This window comes from Reinekea marinisedimentorum (assembly GCF_004341165.1).
In the GTDB taxonomy this organism is placed as follows: domain Bacteria; phylum Pseudomonadota; class Gammaproteobacteria; order Pseudomonadales; family Natronospirillaceae; genus Reinekea; species Reinekea marinisedimentorum.
The window spans coordinates 21,795-37,963 of record NZ_SLZR01000004.1 but is presented as its reverse complement, the minus strand read 5'-3'; the positions used below and the strand labels follow the sequence as shown (position 1 = coordinate 37,963).

Here is a 16,169-nt window from a genome sequence, read left to right as displayed (position 1 = left end):
ATTAAATTTGCTGGTTGGCAATTATGGCGGCCCAGAGGGCAAGCGTCTTTAAGAGATTAGAACGTAAAGGCTTAAAGTAAAGCAAGAATGTTAATTTTTGTATGGCGGTTCCTGTAACGGCTGTCGAAAACACTAAGAGCAGCTCTTTATTTGCTTTTGATAATTCTGGATGAAAAATTCTTTTAAACTCCAGCGCCTGCTGAAACATCTGACTGGATGCTTTTTTTCTTTGGCTGAGTGTCCGTTTGAGGTTGGAACCTATCTGATTATGTTCATGCTGCCGGTATAGAAGGGTTGGTTGATCAATGTAATCGATAAAGCCTATGCCGCAGGCGATTAACGCGCACCACCAGTCGTGCATCATAGCTTGTTTGGGGGCGGGGGCTAGTTTCTTTATCAGTGGTCTGTTAATGGCCATGGAAGCGCCCTGAACACAGTTCCTGAAGAGAAGCCTTTTCAGCTCGCGGCTGTGCTTTGGGTCTATCGCTTGCTCTTTCCAAAAAGAAGTCCGTTTGTCTGCTTCCGGGTTCCAGGTGTAGGCATCCGAAAAAATTAGATGGGGTTGTGAGGTGGTTCTCATCTTCTGGCGGAACAATTCAACCTTGTTTGACAGCCAGATGTCATCCTGGTCAGAAACCAGCACATAGTTGGCTGTGGTGTGCGCAATGGCTGAAAAGAAGTTGTTTATAACGCCCTGGCCAGGGCCTTGGGTTATTTTAATTTCTACATCGGTAGTTTGGCCGATCCTTGTTATTAAATCGAGGGTACGGTCAGTTGAGCCGTCATCACTGATGAGGACTTTATCCTTTATAGATAGCAGATTTAAGATGCTGCTTAATTGTTGCTCTATATAGGCCTCGCCGTTGTAGGTGAGTACCAATACTTCTATGCCGAGGTTGCTTTCTGCCTGATCAGGGTTAGGAGTCTTCACGAGTAGTCGCTTTACGTTTTTTGTATCTTCGAATGAACCTGGCAACCTTAAAAGCGTGGCTTATAAATTGTAGATACACCAAAAAGAGTAAGCCAAACGCAAAGAAAGAAAGGGTGCTGGAGCCATAAACCTCTAGTGCTAAGCCGCAAGCCACCGCTATTGTCTGAAAAGTTAAGATAATCAACAGGGTCGTTTCTTGTTTGAAACCAGCTCGCATAAATATGTAGTGAACATGGGTTCTGTCTGGGTGTAGAGGGTTTCGTTTATGACGAATTCTTCTTATAGTGGTAACAAATATATCCATTAATGGAACGGCGGTAAGCCACAGTGCCGTTACTGGCATGATAATTTGCTTTGTTCCTTGGCTATAGCGAATTAAGAATGATGCCATAATAAAGCCCAAAACCATGCTGCCGGCATCGCCCATGAATATCTTTGGTGTCCATTTGGGTAGGAAGTGCAGGTTCATGATCAGGTAGGCAGCTAAAGCGCCAATGAGCAGCAGTAAAATGCTGTTAGCGCCGTCAGCGATGCTGTCGGTTATCAATAAGTAGAGCCCGATTACTGAAATTAGTGTGATTCCACCACTTAGGCCATCAATCCCATCGATCATATTGTAAGCATTAATTATGCCTATGATGCCGATAATTGTTATTGGTATGGCCAGCCAACCAAGAGTTAGCTCTCCAATGCCGTATACATAGCCGAAAGAGACTAGTTTATTTTGTGCTCCCCAAATAAGCATGATGGCAGCTAATGCCTGTATTACTAGGCGAATGTAATAGTGGAGGTTGAAGCGGTCATCAATACTGCCGGTCATTACCAGCAAGCCGCAAGCCGCAAGCAGGTAAGTCATTTCGCTGCTGTGAGGTACAAAGAATAACGCTGCCAGAGAGCAGCTGGCAAACATCGCTAAGCCGCCAATAAGCGGCACATCGTCGTTGTGACTTTTGCGCTTATCTGGCTTATCCACCAGGCCGATTCTAGAGCAGATTGGCGTGAGTAAGGTGGTGATTAGGAAGACGCCGATAAAAGCGCTAAGAAACTCTATCATTTTAATAATTAGCTATTATGCGCTCTAAATTTTCCGGCAGTTTATCACCCATGTGATAGGTAAGGTAATCATAAACGTGAAAGATTACCTTACAAAAGTCTGAATAAGTATTGTTTGTTTACCATGCGGTCCGTTTTTTTAAGTGCTATAAGTCTTTGATTTGCTTATAATCTGCGTAAATTCAGAGTGATCAGTATTTAGTTAGGGGGCCTTTTTTGAGGTTTGTTCAAAGGGAGAGGAATGTCTTGCTGTCTCTGTTTATGAGAGTGGCAGATGTCGCGCTGTTATTTGCAGCTTTCTGGATTGGTTATATCTGGGTTTATGGTTTTGTCGTGCTTCAAATGAAGTTTGTAGTAGCGCTGTTTGTTGCTACGTTATTGCTAGTTCTTATATTCCAATCTGCAGGAATGTACAGGGCATGGCGTGGTGCAACTAAAACGCGTGAAGTGGGTAGGGCATTGGGCGCCGTAACCACTATTTTTGGTTTGCTGGCCCTTATTTCTGTTGCTTTGAAGGTGAGTGCCGACTATAGCCGGATGTGGTTGGGTCTTTGGTATCTGTGCTCTCTGGCTTTCATCTGTATATATAGATATTTAGTCCGGAAGACACTCGATAGGCTAAGAAAGCGTGGGTACAACGTTAAAAAGATTGCTCTATTGGGAGACGGTAGCTCATTGTACCGCGCCATAAAAGAGCTGGAGTTGTCTCCATGGCTTGGGTTAAAGCCCAGCTTTTATTATGTGACTGATGTCACAGATACAGATAAAAAGAAGACACATGGTATTAACCCAGAAGCCGCTGAGTGGCTAGTTCAGCAAGTCGTGAGTGGAGAGCTAGACGAAATATGGCTCGCTTTACCTATTTCTGAGGCTGAATCGCTTAAAAACCTTTTAGACACACTTTCTATTGCCCCTTGTCCTATCCGTTATATCCCAGACTTTTTTGGCTTCGACTTAATAAATCATTCTGTTGCTGAAGTAGGCAGCTTGCCGGTTGTGAATCTATCTGTTTCGCCTATTTTTGGCTGGGGAGAGGTTCTTAAGTGGCTCGAAGACAAGGTTCTTTCACTAGTATTTCTGATTTTGTCTTCTCCTGTTTTATTGGTGCTGGCTATTGGTGTCAAGTTAACCTCGCCAGGGCCGGTTTTTTACAAGCAAGAGCGGGTTTCGTGGAATGGAAAGCGCTTTAATATGCTTAAGTTTCGTAGTATGCCGGTAGATATAGAAGAAAACGGTGTTAAATGGGGTGATGCAGGTTCTAAAACAACCACACGTTTTGGTTCGTTTATACGTAAAACAAGTTTGGATGAGCTTCCTCAATTCATTAATGTACTGAAGGGCGATATGTCTATTGTTGGTCCAAGACCTGAGCGTACTGAGTTTGTAGAGCAGTTTAAGTCTGAGATTCCGCGCTATATGCAAAAACATATGGTGAAGGGAGGCATTACAGGCTGGGCACAGGTAATAGGCTTGCGTGGCGATACCGATCTTCACGCCCGGATAGAGGCAGATCTATATTATATTGAGAGCTGGAGTATTTGGCTGGATATTAAAATTTTATTGTTAACGGCGATCAAGGTGTTTCATGACTCCTCTGCTAAATAAGTTTTCAAGTTACGAGTCTGCTGCTTGCTTTAATTTAGTCAGCTTAAGAAGTTGAGCAGATTGTGAGAGATTTAGTTTCCAAAGTAATTTTGAACATTGGTGCAAAAGGCGTTTCTGTCTGCATGGTTTTAGCCATGCATGTTATGTTTGCTCTTTGGCTTAACTCTGGTGATTATGGTCAGTTTGTATTGCTTCAAGTTATTGCAATGGGACTGGCTATATACGGCCAGTCGGGAATGCAGAATGCACTGATCAAATTGATTTCAGAACGTACGGATATGGTCGGTGCGTTTCAGATCTGGTCTGCCTGTATTCGAATAATTATACCAAGGCTTCTCTTTGCTATTATTTTATTTTGTGCGATCGCCCTATTACTTCTCTACATGGGAAAGGTGCAAAGCGTCGCAGCTATATGCTTTTTCATTGTTTATCTTATTGCTCAGACGTTCATGTTTCTTCTTTTAGGATGGTACTGTTCGGTAGATAAGGCTTATGTATCATCCTTGTTGGAACAGGGGAGTTTTTCTGGTGTCGCTGTGGCGCTATGTTTTTTGTGGGGTGCAGCGGGGAATGATCTAAATTTGCTGACGGTTGCGGGTATTTATTCATTATCAACGTTAGCAGTTATGTCTTTTTCTATGTTTTTTGCCGTTAAAGAGGTAATTGTCCATAGGGCAGAAGAGCTTAAGGTTGCTAAAGCTGATGTTCTTCGATTAGCTAATAAATTCTTAATAATGCAATTGGCATTTTACCTTACTTCTTGGGCTGCAATACCTATAGTTGGTTTATTTTTGCAACCAGAGTCTGTTGCAGAGATTAATGTGGCTCAAAGGGTTGCTCAGGTTATCGTGTTTTTCTTGATGTCATTTAATGGTGTTGTTGGTCCTAGATTTGCGAAGCTATACGCCCAGAATAAGCTATCTGATTTTCAATATTTGGCTAAATTTTCCGCAAACCTGTTGGCTGTGGTTACAGTGCCATTGATTATTGTTTTGATTGTGTATGGTCCGTTGTTATTAGGTTTTTTTGGTCCTCAATATGTCTCTGCATATCCATTGCTTCTTATTATTATGGCAGGGCAAATAGTGAATGTTATGACGGGGTCTGTAGGGTATATATTGAATATGACTAACAATGAAAAGGTGATGCATAATATTGTACTTGTGGGGTGTGTTTTAAATTTACTTTTCACTGTTTTTGGTGTGTTGTTTTTCGGTGTTAAAGGTGCTGCGGTTGGGCTTTCTTTAGGTGTTGTTATTAACAACTCCCTTGCAGCATATTTTGTTTATAAAAGGCTTGGTTTTGTGACTGTTCCTGGTTTGCAATGGATTGTAAAGGCCTAACGATGAAGCTGGTTTTTTATTAAATAATAGTACATGAGATATATATGAAGAAGACGCTGGTTGTGTTTGTTGGTGCAGGTAGAAGTGGCTCAACATTGATTGACTTGTTGCTTGAAAGAAACAAATTTTGTTTTGCTGTTGGCGAGTTGAGGTATTTTTTCTCTCGATCTATAGGGAAAAATCAGCTGTGTAGTTGTGGCGATACTGTATTTGATTGTTTGTTTTGGTCAGAGTTAGCAAAAAAAACTGCCCGGTTAGAGCTAACTAGTGATTATGGGTATTTTAACTTCTTCGAGAGACTTCGAAATTTTTATCGTTTGCTTTTGAGTAGGTATTTTGGATGTTATAGAAAGGAATCTCAAGAATATACGGCAGTAAATATGATGTTATTGGATTATATTTTTTCCAAGGCTGGAAAATCAGTAATTGTAGACTCGTCTAAATTTCCTTTCAGGGCGCTTGCAGCGAAAATTTTATTAGCTCGTAATGTGGATGTTCGACTAGTTCACTTGGTTAGAGATCCAAGGGCTGTTGCGTACTCTTGGACAACCGTAAAAAAGAGGCCTGAAATAAAAGACGAAGAAGTCTATATGGATAGGCATTCTTTTGTGTACAGTTCTTTGTTGTGGGCATTAATAGATGTGTCCTGCAAATTTGTTAAGTTGTTCTATTCTCGTGATCAAAAGATAACCATAAGGTATGAAGACTTCTGTGTAGATCCTGTTGGCTCATATTCAGGCTTGTCTGAGTTCATGACAGGTGTGCCAGATATGTCTTTAGACTTAGACGAGCAACATAATAGTCCTAGTCATGCTTTATCAGGGAATCCAATAAGGTTCAATAAAATTTTAAAGGTCTCAAGAGATGATCGTTGGTTAAAAAACACTTCCAAATTTAAGAGAGTGATTTTTGGAGTTTTATTGTACCCGTTATTGAAGTCACACGGGTACAAGTTATGAGGTTTTCATGGCTGTATGCCATTGGTGCAGTTAAGTCATTTTCATCACTATTAACATACACGAATGGTGTTTTACCTATAGTAGGAAGTTTTGGGCTGCCAACTATGGTTGAGAAAGCTAAGGTTAATAGATACGTACTATTTGCTTTGTTTCTTTTTGTCGTTCAAATTTCTTATTGGTTTGTGCAATTAGATATAGTTACCACCCTTCGATTAATGCAATTGTTTTTGTTGTTTTCTCTATCATTTTGGGTGCGAAAAACACTATCTTTTGAGTCCTTACGTCATATCATTCTTTTTTTAGTCTTAATTAATGTTCTTTCTGTCTTATTTGAGCTTATCTATTCAGCACCTCTGAACCTTGGAGATTCTGTACGTAGGATTTTTGGATTGGGCTTTAGGCGTTATGTAGGCATTGGTGGAGACGCCAATTTTTCCGCTTTGCTGTTTGCATCCTTTTCTCTGATCGCTTTATTTAGAAAGTGGTATGTGCTGTGTCTTTTATGTGTGTTAACTCAGTTCTTGTTTGTTAGTCGGGCTGTTTTGCTGGTATTGGTTGTTGTCGTATATGTTTGGTATTTTGTACCAAAAACATTATACCGCTTGCTCGTGTCGATACTTATTACAGGTTGTTTTTTATATCCGGCTGTACTCATTGCTTTTGATTATTTTTTTGGTTCAAGTTATTGGGAAGTGATAAATACTTTGCTATCTGATAGATATGTTTACCATGTCGCTTATAGCTTAATGGGGGCTGACAATTGGCTACTTGGTGTGGGCTACTTTAACGGAACAAACGTCGTTCGTGATTACATGACGTATACACCTATGCGGCCATGGATAACTCATCAACAACATTCAATCTATTTGCAGATATTATCTGAGTTTGGATTTGTCGCTTTTGTATATTGCTATTTTGCGATTCTGAAGTTGATAAAGTGCTTAAGTGCATCCGGCTTAATTCTGCTTTTATTTTTGGCTGTATGTTTTCTTACTTTAAACGGGTTAAGTGAATGGTGTGTTTGGATTGGATTGAGTATGTTTATTAGGGAATCTGATGGCCGTAATACATATAACATCTAGGGCCGATCAGGGCGGCGGGCCGGAGCATGTCAAGAATCTTGTAGAAGGGTTGATCAGCAATGGGGTGGATTGTTATATCGCATGCCCTCCTGACAAACCTTATTATCAGGTGTTTTCTGATTTGGTTGGGAAAATTAATGTTATTGAGATCCCCCATCGAAAGTTTGAAGTTAGAGCTCTATTGGGTTTGGTGAGTTTTGTTAGAAAAAATAACATTACTATTGTTCACTCTCATGGGAAGGGGGCAGGTGTATATTCCCGGTTGTTAAGGTTGTTTTGTAAATCGAAGATTGTGCATACTTTCCATGGGTTTCATGTTGGTGAGTATGGAAAATTTAAAAAAGCAGTGTATGCGTGTTACGAATCGCTGCTTTCTCTGCTTACTGATCGATTTATATGTGTATCAAATACTGAGCTACAGCAAATATCTGACTACTTGCCAATTAAGATTGATAAGAAAACATCGGTAGTTGTAAACGGTGTTGATAGTACGGTCGTTTCTAACGAAGTCGATTGTGAGCGGCATGCTATATATGTCGTTTCAAGGTATGACTATCAGAAGAATACTAAAGAGTTAATTGAAGCATTGTATATCCTTAAGGAAGAGCACATTTCACCTAAAGTTGTAATCTATGGTGATGGTGAAGGGAAATGTGAAATTCAGGGTTTATGTCGAAAATATAGTCTAGATAATGTTAGGTTAGCAGGTAATGTTAAGTCGCCAAGAAGTAACTATTCTGATGCTAAAGTCTTTATAAATACGTCTCGCTGGGAAGGGTTGCCCTTCGCGCCCTTGGAAGCTATGGCTGAAGGGGTACCTTGCATTCTCTCTAATGTTACCGGAAATAGAGAACTCATTCGTTCTGGAGAGGGTGGTTGGCTGTATGAATCGGGTAATGTTAGAGAATTATCAAGTCTCATTAAGGCATCCTTGAAGTTAGAAGGTGTGGCTTGGCAGAAAATGTCTGATGACGCAAAAGTAGTTGTTGAAGGCAACTACTCTAAAGGCCTAATGGTAAAAGAAACTTTAAATACATATCGGTTGTTGTGATTAGAGAGACACTGTGAAAGTAGCAATTATTCATTATTGGTTAGTAAACCTCAGAGGTGGCGAAAGAGTACTTGAGGCTTTATGTGATTTATTCCCAGATGCCGATATTTATACGCATGTTTATGATGCTCGGCCGTTTGTAGATAGTGTAATAAGTAAACACAAGGTAGTGGAGACCTTTATAGCCCGTTTGCCCTTTGCTAAAAAAAAGTATCAGATGTACTTGCCGTTAATGCCGTTGGCATTAGAAGAGCTGGATCTTTCTGGGTATGACCTGATTATTTCAAGTGAATCCGGGCCTGCTAAGGGTGTTATTCCACCACCTGGTGTTCCTCATATTTGCTATTGTCATTCACCTATGCGATATGCATGGGATATGTACGGGGAGTATAAATCTAGTGCCGGCGCAGTAAAACGAATGGTAATGCCATTTTTGATGCATTATATGAGGCGGTGGGATCAGCTATCTGCACAACAAGTTACTCATTTTATTGCAAATAGTCGTTTTGTTGCCAAGCGCATAAAGTCTTATTATGGCAGAGAATCTACAGTTATAAATCCACCTGTGTCTACTCAGGACTTTTCTGTCGTAGAGAGTAATGAAGGCTATTACTTAATGATAGGGCAGTTGGTTGGATATAAGAGAGTCGATCTTGCTGTCGAAGCATTTAATGAAAGTGGCAAGGAATTAAAGATTGCGGGAGAGGGTGAACAGTTTAATGAGCTTAACAAGATTGCTAATAAAAATGTTCAGTTGCTGGGTCGTTGCTCTTTTGCCGAATTGAATCGGCTCCTTTCAGGCTGTAAAGCTTTAGTTTTTCCCGGTGTAGAAGACTTTGGCATTGTTCCTTTGGAGGCAATGGCTTGTGGCAAGCCAGTGATAGCCTTTGCTAAAGGCGGGGCTCTTGAAACTGTGGTGGAAGGTGTGACGGGTGTGTTTTTTAGGGATCAAACTGTAGAATCACTGAATGATGCTGTTAATTGTTTTGAAGGTAGAGTGTTTAGTAGCCAGGGGATTCGCTCTCATGCAGAGGTTTTTGGGGTAGAGCACTTTAAAGATGGTGTTCGCGAGTTGGTTGCACAGGTAGTAAGTTCAGAGCAGTAGGCTTATTAGTGATTGTTTTTTTAGGCTTTGTTTGAAAACTGGCCAGCAGTATGTAGATTTTAGGGGAGGGGTATTTATTGGATGCCACCCTTAGAAATTGATTAATAGCTAGTCCTAATTATTTACCCATGTGAATAAATATGGCTACTAGTTGCTTGTAGAGAATTTATTTTGTGAATATTTATGCTTTAACAATGCCAAATGTAAATCATTGGTTTCCATCTAATTATAACCGGGGCCCTAATCTATTGGTTTGGGTGGCCTTAATTGCTAGTTTCGTTGCTGTCTTTATTAAATTATGGACACCAACCTCGCTTAATCGTTGGCCAGAGGCTATTTCTACACTGTTATTTATATACCCGTTGGTCACTAATTGGCAACAGTTAAAGAAAAATATATTGCTGAAATTATGGGCGTTGGCAATAGTTGCGCCGTTTGTCTTTTTTGGGATTAATTATCTTTTAAATCCCGAGCAGGCCGTTAAATATGCTGATTTCGAGAAGCTAGCAAGAATTTATCTGTTTTTCCCTATGGCTTGGTGGCTAGCTGGAAATAAGCGTTCTATTGGTCTTTTATTTTTAGTGGCTGTATTAGGATTGCTATTTGCCATTGTGACAAAGCCGGAATTTATCGATCAGTTGCATACGTTAACTCAAGGGAAAAGAGTTGACTATGCTTTGGAACCATTAAATGCTCAGCATGTTGGTTTGTTATTTTCGTTGGTTCTTATTGGCTGCTTGAGCTACTTTAGTTATTGGGGCATCCGCTCCCGTTTATGGCTTAGTGGTAGTTTGGGTGTTCTAGTAATAATTAGCCTTATAAGTATTTGGGGTTCGCAAACCAGGGCTGCAATTTTAGGTTTGTTGGTCTCCGGCATGGTGTTGTTTATCCGTTGGCTTTTTAAATGTGGTTTGGGTAAAAGCAAAGGAGTTAGTAAACAAACCTGGAATAAAACTTTTGTTACACTGGTTGTGTGCGCGGTTATTGGACTTGGAGTATTAGCAGCCAACAGGTTAGTGGTGCGCTTTGCACCTGAAAGTGAAACTTTAAATGCAATTGTCCATCAGCAATGGGACGATGTACCTTATAGCAGTATTGGCATACGTATTAATACCTGGATCGAAGCCATCGAGTGGATAAAAGAAAAGCCAATAATTGGCTATGGTGGGAAAGTTCGTAAAGACGTTATAAGTCAGTCACCTAATCATCCTGAGTGGGTGAAGGAGCGGTTCGGGCACCTCCATAACAGCTTTATTGAAATGACTCTGGGCTATGGAGTGCTTGGTACTCTATTGGCGTTTGCTCCATTTATTATAGGCTTTTCAAATCTGAAGCGCGCGGAACCACCCATGCAGAAGATATTTATATATAGTTCAACGTTGTTTCTGGTGATGTCTTGCTTTGAATCTTATATGTTTTTTTGGGTTGGGCCTTATTTACTTACAATTATACTAGGCACCTATTTTAGCTCTATCTACTTTCGGGATTTCAAGAACTAGTTCGTGAAATGTTAACTAGGCGTTTAATTAGTCACGATCTAGTTACCTGTGATATTTTAACGCACTGAAAACAAGTACGGTTAAAACCAATAATGAAGCTTAAAGAGTTTTTTCAGTTTATTCCGGCAGCAATTAAGTTGCGCTCTGTTAGCCTTGAATCTCTTAATGATGTATCCAAGCCTGCATTGCCGGTGGTCATTTCTTTAACATCAATACCCAGCAGATTGCCGATCATTCACTATACTATTCGCAGTGTACTAACCCAAAGTTACCGTCCGGAAAAAATGTTGTTATGGCTTAATGAGTCTTTGCGTAATGAAATACCCAAGAGGCTCAAAGAGTTAGAAGGCGATATATTCGAAATTCGGTTTTCTAAGCTCGATTGTCCGCACCTTAAATTAGTAGAGACTCTGGCTGAATTCCAGCAATCTAATATTGTTACCTGTGATGATGATCTAATATACCCGAATGATTGGCTGGAGTTACTCTATAATGAGCATAAAGCTTTTCCAGACCAAATTATTGCGAATACCTGCCGTTACGTAATGTATGATGAACAGGGCAATACGCTCCCTTATGTGCAATGGAGTAATAATATCCCTTATGGAACATCTTCTTTGGCTATTATGCCTGCTGGTTATGGTGGGGTATTGTATCCACCGGGTTCATTATTGACACCCGAGGTTTACTCTTCAGACATCTACTTGAAACTTTCGCCTAAGGCCGATGATTTGTGGTTTAAGGCAATGTCGTTTTTAAATGGTACTGTATGTAGACGTTCAGCAGTTGTTAGTGAGCGTGCTATACCCGTGGCTGGGTCCAGAAAGGTTACTCTCTCCCGTGCAAATGTAAATCAAGATAAAAATCGCGAACAATGGAATGCACTGAGAGCCTACTATAATTTTAAAACGCCGTGTCCAGAGTCTTTAACCAAGTAACTATGCTCTAACTGGCGAGTCTCATTAAAGGCTAAATAAAAGATGATGGCTATATATTTTCATGCAAAAAAAACCGTTCTAACTATAGCCATTATGGCTGCTGTAACGGTTGCTTTTTATGTCTTGGGTATAAAAGCTGAAGAAAACGGCTTCGTTGAAAATGTGCAAATTGGTGTGCTTTTAGCGGCTTTTGTATGTTGGGTGGGCGAAGCTATTAAAGCTAATAAGCTAGCTGATGCCCCACATAGCCCCGTATTTGCCGCGTTTTTTGCATTGGTTGTTTATATAGTGCTTGGTCGTGAGTTAACATGGCTGAAAGTGATTGGTGTCAACTCTGGCGTGGCAGATTTAATAGAACTGGCATCCATAATAATCGCCTTAGTTCTGTTGATTGGCTTTTTGTTTTTTTGGATTGTTCGCGTAAGTAACCGACTGAAGTGTCTGATTAATTACATGAGCTCGTTATCATTCTTTTATGCTGTTTGTTCTTTTGTTTTTGTACTTGTTGGTGATGTATTCGAAAACAACCTGCTACATGTAAGTAGGTACCAGTTTTTTGAAGAAATGGCAGAGCTGACTGGTTATATATTTATTACGCTTTCAGCAATTAATTTCAGTAAGAAGATCAATGCCGCTTACGAAAGAAATTAAAAGCTAGCCCTGCATAGGCAGTGTTTGCCATCAATGTTGCAAGCATGGCGTTACTGCCTAGTATCATGATCGCTGCACCAATAGTATCTAATAACAAGCCAGCGGCGATTCCTATCACAATAGCCTTAAACGCTGCATCTCCTATGGTCTTTTGTCTAAAAGAGCCAAATGAAAAGCTGAGTGCCATGAATAATACTGCTAAATAACGAAGAGGAAACCAAACCCTGTTCCAGAAATCGCGTTCTATGTCTGGTGTCAGAGTGTTTGCCTGTTTATTAAACTCTAGTCGATTGTACAGCTGAAGTATTGTTAATCGTTCGGAATATTGCTTTAGATCGTTGGCAATGCTTGGTGTGAAAAAATTGGTCACCCACTTGGTTAATTTTAGCTCTGAGAACTCAAGGTTATCACCTGTAAAATCAATAATTTTTGTATGGCGCAATCGCCAACCACCGTTTATAAAGCTGCCAGATTGACTGTATTGAACCTTCTCCAAAGTCTTGTCATCGGAAACCGTGAAGGTGGTAATGCCTACCAGCCTGTTATCGGTTGTTATCAGGTCAATGCTGATAAATTCATTGCCTGAACGGTACCATTGGCCTGAAAGGCTTGGTGCGTTACGACCGGTTAGCAGTGAGCGCTCAAGCTTTGCTTCTTGGGTTAGTTTTGGCCCAACCCACTCACCCATATAGTAAATGAGCGGAAAAAGCAGTAATGCAGGTGTCAGTAACCTGAGTGTAAGTTGACGGGAAGAGGAAGACACCAGCTGGATCGTGGTGAGTTCCTGATTTTTATTCAAGGAGGCTACTGTTATCAGGGTCCCAAGCATCACTACAACATCAATGTATTCATACAGCATTGAAGGCAGTACTTTAAAGTTATACGCGATAGATTTAGTGATGGTATAAGAATCATCAAGTCTTCTGGCAGCGTCATCGGCAAAGCCAGTTATCAATAGCAAGCCGCAAATTGATAGGATTACGATGCCTGTAGTCTTTAATGATTCGATGAGCAAGTATCTATTAATTAAACTCATCGGGTTTTCCTTTGAATCAGTAATAGGCCAAAAAACGCAAGAGCTAAAAAGAACCACCAGGGAGATAGGTAGATAGACCAATTTGTTTTGGAAAAGCCACTCTCAATAGTTCGATAGCTGAAGTTGGTTAATATATAAAAGAAGATACCTGTGGCCATGGCGCCAGCTTTGGCGGATCTTGGTTTAAAGCGTGTAAGCGCCACTGCCCAGAGGCAAAAAAGAGGGATGAGTAATGCAGAATTTATGCGATCTGCTATTTCAATATTGTTTACCCGGCTGTTTTCTTGTGCCAATTCGATACTTGTTTTTGAATGTGCTTTTTGTGAAGCACTGTTTGAGGTTGAAGGTTCAATTAGGTAGCTAAGGCTACCAAATGACTCTTGTCGGGTAGAGGAGTTTGGGCTGAATGAAAAGGCTGTTTGCTGGCCGTTTTCAATGATAAGAATTTGTCCGTTATCAGTATTTTGTGTGGAAGCATTCTCACCAATAATAACCGTCAGTTTGTCGCCAGCCTTATTGACTGTAAAAATGTCTTTAAGTAATCCAGTGTTTGTTTCTGCTGAGCCAGCAAAAAGGGTGCTATTCATTTTGCCTATACTAGCAAAGGTTTTGGGCTGCACTATGTCTGTGATAGGCCGGTTTCTTTGCTGGTCTACGAAGCTGTTGAGCTCATTGTTCGCTATGGGGCAGATTATATTCTGCAATAGAATAACTATTAGGAATATGGGTGTTGCTGTCGCAATTAGCAGTCCCTTTAAAATTTGAGCGTCACTGATTCCAATGGAGTTATAGATAGCTCGCTCCGAATCCTGACTGAATCGGTTGAGTGTGGTCAGGCAGGCTAAAAAATAGGCTGCGGGAATCACCTCTGGCAGTAATAGGACAGATTGATAACCAATAATGACCAGAATTGCATTGCTGCTATATTGTCCGGTGAGAACTTTCGTGAGCGTTTCGCTCAGTTCAGTGGAGATTAATAGAGCTAGAAGTACCCCTGTAATAAAAATAAATGGGAGGGCAATTTCTTTGTAAAGGTATTGATTTATTTTCATTTGGAGCGCTCTGCTTAGCGTCTTAGTCTAACTGGAGGCCAAAAATATACTGCATGCCGTCATTTTCCTGAACGCCTGCAAACCACTTGAGCTGATTGAACCACTTCGTTTGAATATCCTGGGTCACACCCATAGTAAAATTTGTCCGGTTTAGCTCAGACTCCGTAGTTTTAGTGAAATTCCACCATTTACTGGTGACTTCGAATTTTCTAATTAAAGTGAAGTCAATAGGTTGGTTGTTGAGCCGTAAAGACAAACCCGCGCTTAGTAGGTCGTTTTGGCCTTCACCTCCGTAAACATCGGGTATTTCCGGTCCAAATTGGCCGGTAATATAGCCTAACCGGGTAGGTATTCCATGGGTATAGAATGCATAAAAACGAACAACATCGGGTTCTAGTGGACGGTTGGCGGCCGGTTCGGTTACACCTACAGTAAACGTATTGTGCTCTTTTATTTGTACGGTAGTCAGGAATGATGGGTCGCCCAAAGTGTAGCGGTCGTCTTCGTCATTATCGCTATTCAGGTAGACCCAAGGTACCGAAGCGCGAAACAGAATTTCATCTGCTACATTTTTTTGCAGTGTAATTCGTGGTAGATCTACCCGGTAGCCATCTTCGTTGCTGATTTCACCAGAGCCTTCATTTATGCCAAGCTTAAATATGACCTTGACGCCCGTCTTTTCGGTTTTCACCTGTGAGGGTTGTAGGAAGGTATCGGTTAGCAGGTTGTCAGCGAAGACATTGGTTGTTAAACAAAACATCAGTGTCAATAATTTAATGGTGTTAGCAGAGCGCATATCGGCCTTTCGGGTTAAGTGATAGATTATGCGAAAATGATAACCGATTAATGCTGAAAAGTGCTGTGTATTTCTAATGAAAAGAAAACGTTACAGAAGTTTTAACCTATACATTCGATTGTACCGTATTTTGTACCGCCTGTTTCTCTCGAAAGAGTGGGATCACCTGCGTAAGTCCGTACCCTTTTTTAAGCTCGATAAATCGTCTTGTAAGGTTCGTTGGAAAGGCAAGGATGTGTTGGGCTTGGAAAGCTGGGATGCTTTATATATAAGTAGCGAAAAACTTGTGGTTGTCGGCTCTGGGCCTTCTTTGAAGCGGCATCGAGAGCACTTGAAGCTATTTGGGCCAAATGTTACCTATGCACTAGTGAACGATGCTGCGGCTCTTATTGGCTCAGATGTTCCCGCTGAAGAAGCCATAGTTATCATTGAAGATGATCGCTTCCTCTTAAAAAAATATGATATTTTGCGTGACCTGCCTAATGATACCCGTCTGATCTTGTCTCTTTCGGCCTTATATGCGCTATGTTTTATCGATGCAGAGAACGCTAGTCGTTTTAGAATTTGGTTTATGGATGGAGCAGCATCGCCTTTCGATACCGGGCGCTATTCCAGGTCTGAAATGGCAGGCATTAGTGAGCTTGTAGTTACAGATGACGCTTGTTTGAGTAAAAATCTGGAACTAGGCCACTTTGGTTGCGGTACCGTGGCTTATGCAGGTATTCAGCTTGGGTTTCTCAGGCGCACAAAGCAGGTGTACCTGGTAGGTGTTGATATGACCAACTTTAATTTGCCGCGTTTCAATGAAAATGACACCAATGCCGCCTGGACAGGGCTGGCACGAAGCTACCAATCTAGAATTTTGCCGGCTTTTACTCTGGCATCTGAGGTTGCCAAACAAGAGGGAATGACTATCTTCAATTGCAGCGACGATTCGATTATTCCGCGCGATATCTTTCCATACTGCCCATTGCTTGCAGACGCAGCTAAATCTGCAGGCAGCAGTGGAGATTAAATGATTTATAGCAATTCCAACCAGACCAAAGATAAATCCGCCTTTTTTTAGAG

15 protein-coding genes are annotated in these 16,169 nt (G+C 40.9%); 10 read left to right on the top strand and 5 right to left on the bottom strand.

Going from position 1 to position 16,169, the window contains the following annotated elements:
• Nucleotide 1: 1 nt before the first annotated feature.
• Nucleotides 2-931, bottom strand: a complete 930-nt coding sequence (locus BCF53_RS06280; protein ID WP_165901826.1) for a glycosyltransferase family 2 protein — start codon at nt 929-931, stop codon at nt 2-4.
• Nucleotides 918-1,985, bottom strand: coding sequence for an undecaprenyl-phosphate alpha-N-acetylglucosaminyl 1-phosphate transferase (locus tag BCF53_RS06275; protein WP_132700665.1), 1,068 nt, complete (start codon nt 1,983-1,985; stop codon nt 918-920). Before BCF53_RS06275 ends, BCF53_RS06280 begins: the two co-directional genes overlap by 14 nt.
• Before the next feature lie 245 nt (nt 1,986-2,230).
• Here BCF53_RS06275 and BCF53_RS06270 point away from each other — a divergent pair, with 245 nt between their 5' ends.
• From BCF53_RS06270 to BCF53_RS06230, 9 genes are all read left to right on the top strand, one after another.
• Complete coding sequence (locus tag BCF53_RS06270) at nt 2,231-3,589, top strand: undecaprenyl-phosphate glucose phosphotransferase (RefSeq protein WP_132700664.1); 1,359 nt, start codon at nt 2,231-2,233, stop codon at nt 3,587-3,589.
• Nucleotides 3,590-3,651: 62 nt separating this feature from the next.
• The gene (locus tag BCF53_RS06265) at nt 3,652-4,932 is read left to right on the top strand and encodes an oligosaccharide flippase family protein (RefSeq protein ID WP_165901825.1); all 1,281 of its coding nucleotides are present in this window, start codon (nt 3,652-3,654) and stop codon (nt 4,930-4,932) included.
• Between the two features lie 44 nt (nt 4,933-4,976).
• On the top strand, nt 4,977-5,891 hold the full coding sequence (locus tag BCF53_RS06260; RefSeq protein WP_132700662.1) for a sulfotransferase: 915 nt from the start codon (nt 4,977-4,979) through the stop codon (nt 5,889-5,891).
• Nucleotides 5,888-6,973 carry an O-antigen ligase family protein gene (locus BCF53_RS06255; RefSeq protein ID WP_132700661.1) on the top strand — a complete coding sequence of 362 codons (1,086 nt, stop codon included), beginning with the start codon at nt 5,888-5,890 and terminating at the stop codon, nt 6,971-6,973. Before BCF53_RS06260 ends, BCF53_RS06255 begins: the two co-directional genes overlap by 4 nt.
• On the top strand, nt 6,948-8,024 hold the full coding sequence (locus BCF53_RS06250; RefSeq protein ID WP_132700660.1) for a glycosyltransferase: 1,077 nt from the start codon (nt 6,948-6,950) through the stop codon (nt 8,022-8,024). Before BCF53_RS06255 ends, BCF53_RS06250 begins: the two co-directional genes overlap by 26 nt.
• Before the next feature lie 13 nt (nt 8,025-8,037).
• Nucleotides 8,038-9,129 carry a glycosyltransferase gene (locus BCF53_RS06245; protein WP_132700659.1) on the top strand — a complete coding sequence of 364 codons (1,092 nt, stop codon included), beginning with the start codon at nt 8,038-8,040 and terminating at the stop codon, nt 9,127-9,129.
• A 173-nt stretch (nt 9,130-9,302) separates the two neighbouring features.
• Nucleotides 9,303-10,628 carry an O-antigen ligase family protein gene (locus BCF53_RS06240; RefSeq protein ID WP_132700658.1) on the top strand — a complete coding sequence of 442 codons (1,326 nt, stop codon included), beginning with the start codon at nt 9,303-9,305 and terminating at the stop codon, nt 10,626-10,628.
• A 92-nt stretch (nt 10,629-10,720) separates the two neighbouring features.
• Nucleotides 10,721-11,566: a glycosyltransferase family A protein gene (locus BCF53_RS06235; RefSeq protein ID WP_132700657.1), complete on the top strand. Its 846-nt coding sequence runs from the start codon at nt 10,721-10,723 to the stop codon at nt 11,564-11,566.
• Between the two features lie 42 nt (nt 11,567-11,608).
• Nucleotides 11,609-12,217 carry a hypothetical protein gene (locus BCF53_RS06230; protein ID WP_132700656.1) on the top strand — a complete coding sequence of 203 codons (609 nt, stop codon included), beginning with the start codon at nt 11,609-11,611 and terminating at the stop codon, nt 12,215-12,217.
• On the opposite strand, the gene BCF53_RS06225 is transcribed toward BCF53_RS06230, so the two are convergent.
• From BCF53_RS06225 to BCF53_RS06215, 3 genes are read right to left on the bottom strand one after another with little or no spacing between them, the layout of a single operon-like run.
• Entirely contained in the window at nt 12,192-13,253 is a 1,062-nt protein-coding gene (locus tag BCF53_RS06225) for an LptF/LptG family permease (RefSeq protein ID WP_132700655.1), read from the bottom strand. The genes BCF53_RS06230 and BCF53_RS06225 overlap by 26 nt on opposite strands.
• Nucleotides 13,250-14,305, bottom strand: coding sequence for an LptF/LptG family permease (locus BCF53_RS06220; RefSeq protein WP_132700654.1), 1,056 nt, complete (start codon nt 14,303-14,305; stop codon nt 13,250-13,252). Before BCF53_RS06220 ends, BCF53_RS06225 begins: the two co-directional genes overlap by 4 nt.
• Before the next feature lie 22 nt (nt 14,306-14,327).
• Nucleotides 14,328-15,101, bottom strand: a complete 774-nt coding sequence (locus BCF53_RS06215; protein WP_132700653.1) for a hypothetical protein — start codon at nt 15,099-15,101, stop codon at nt 14,328-14,330.
• Between the two features lie 76 nt (nt 15,102-15,177).
• Between BCF53_RS06215 and BCF53_RS06210 the strand changes: the two genes are divergently transcribed.
• Entirely contained in the window at nt 15,178-16,116 is a 939-nt protein-coding gene (locus tag BCF53_RS06210) for a hypothetical protein (RefSeq protein WP_132700652.1), read from the top strand.
• Nucleotides 16,117-16,169: the final 53 nt, after the last annotated feature.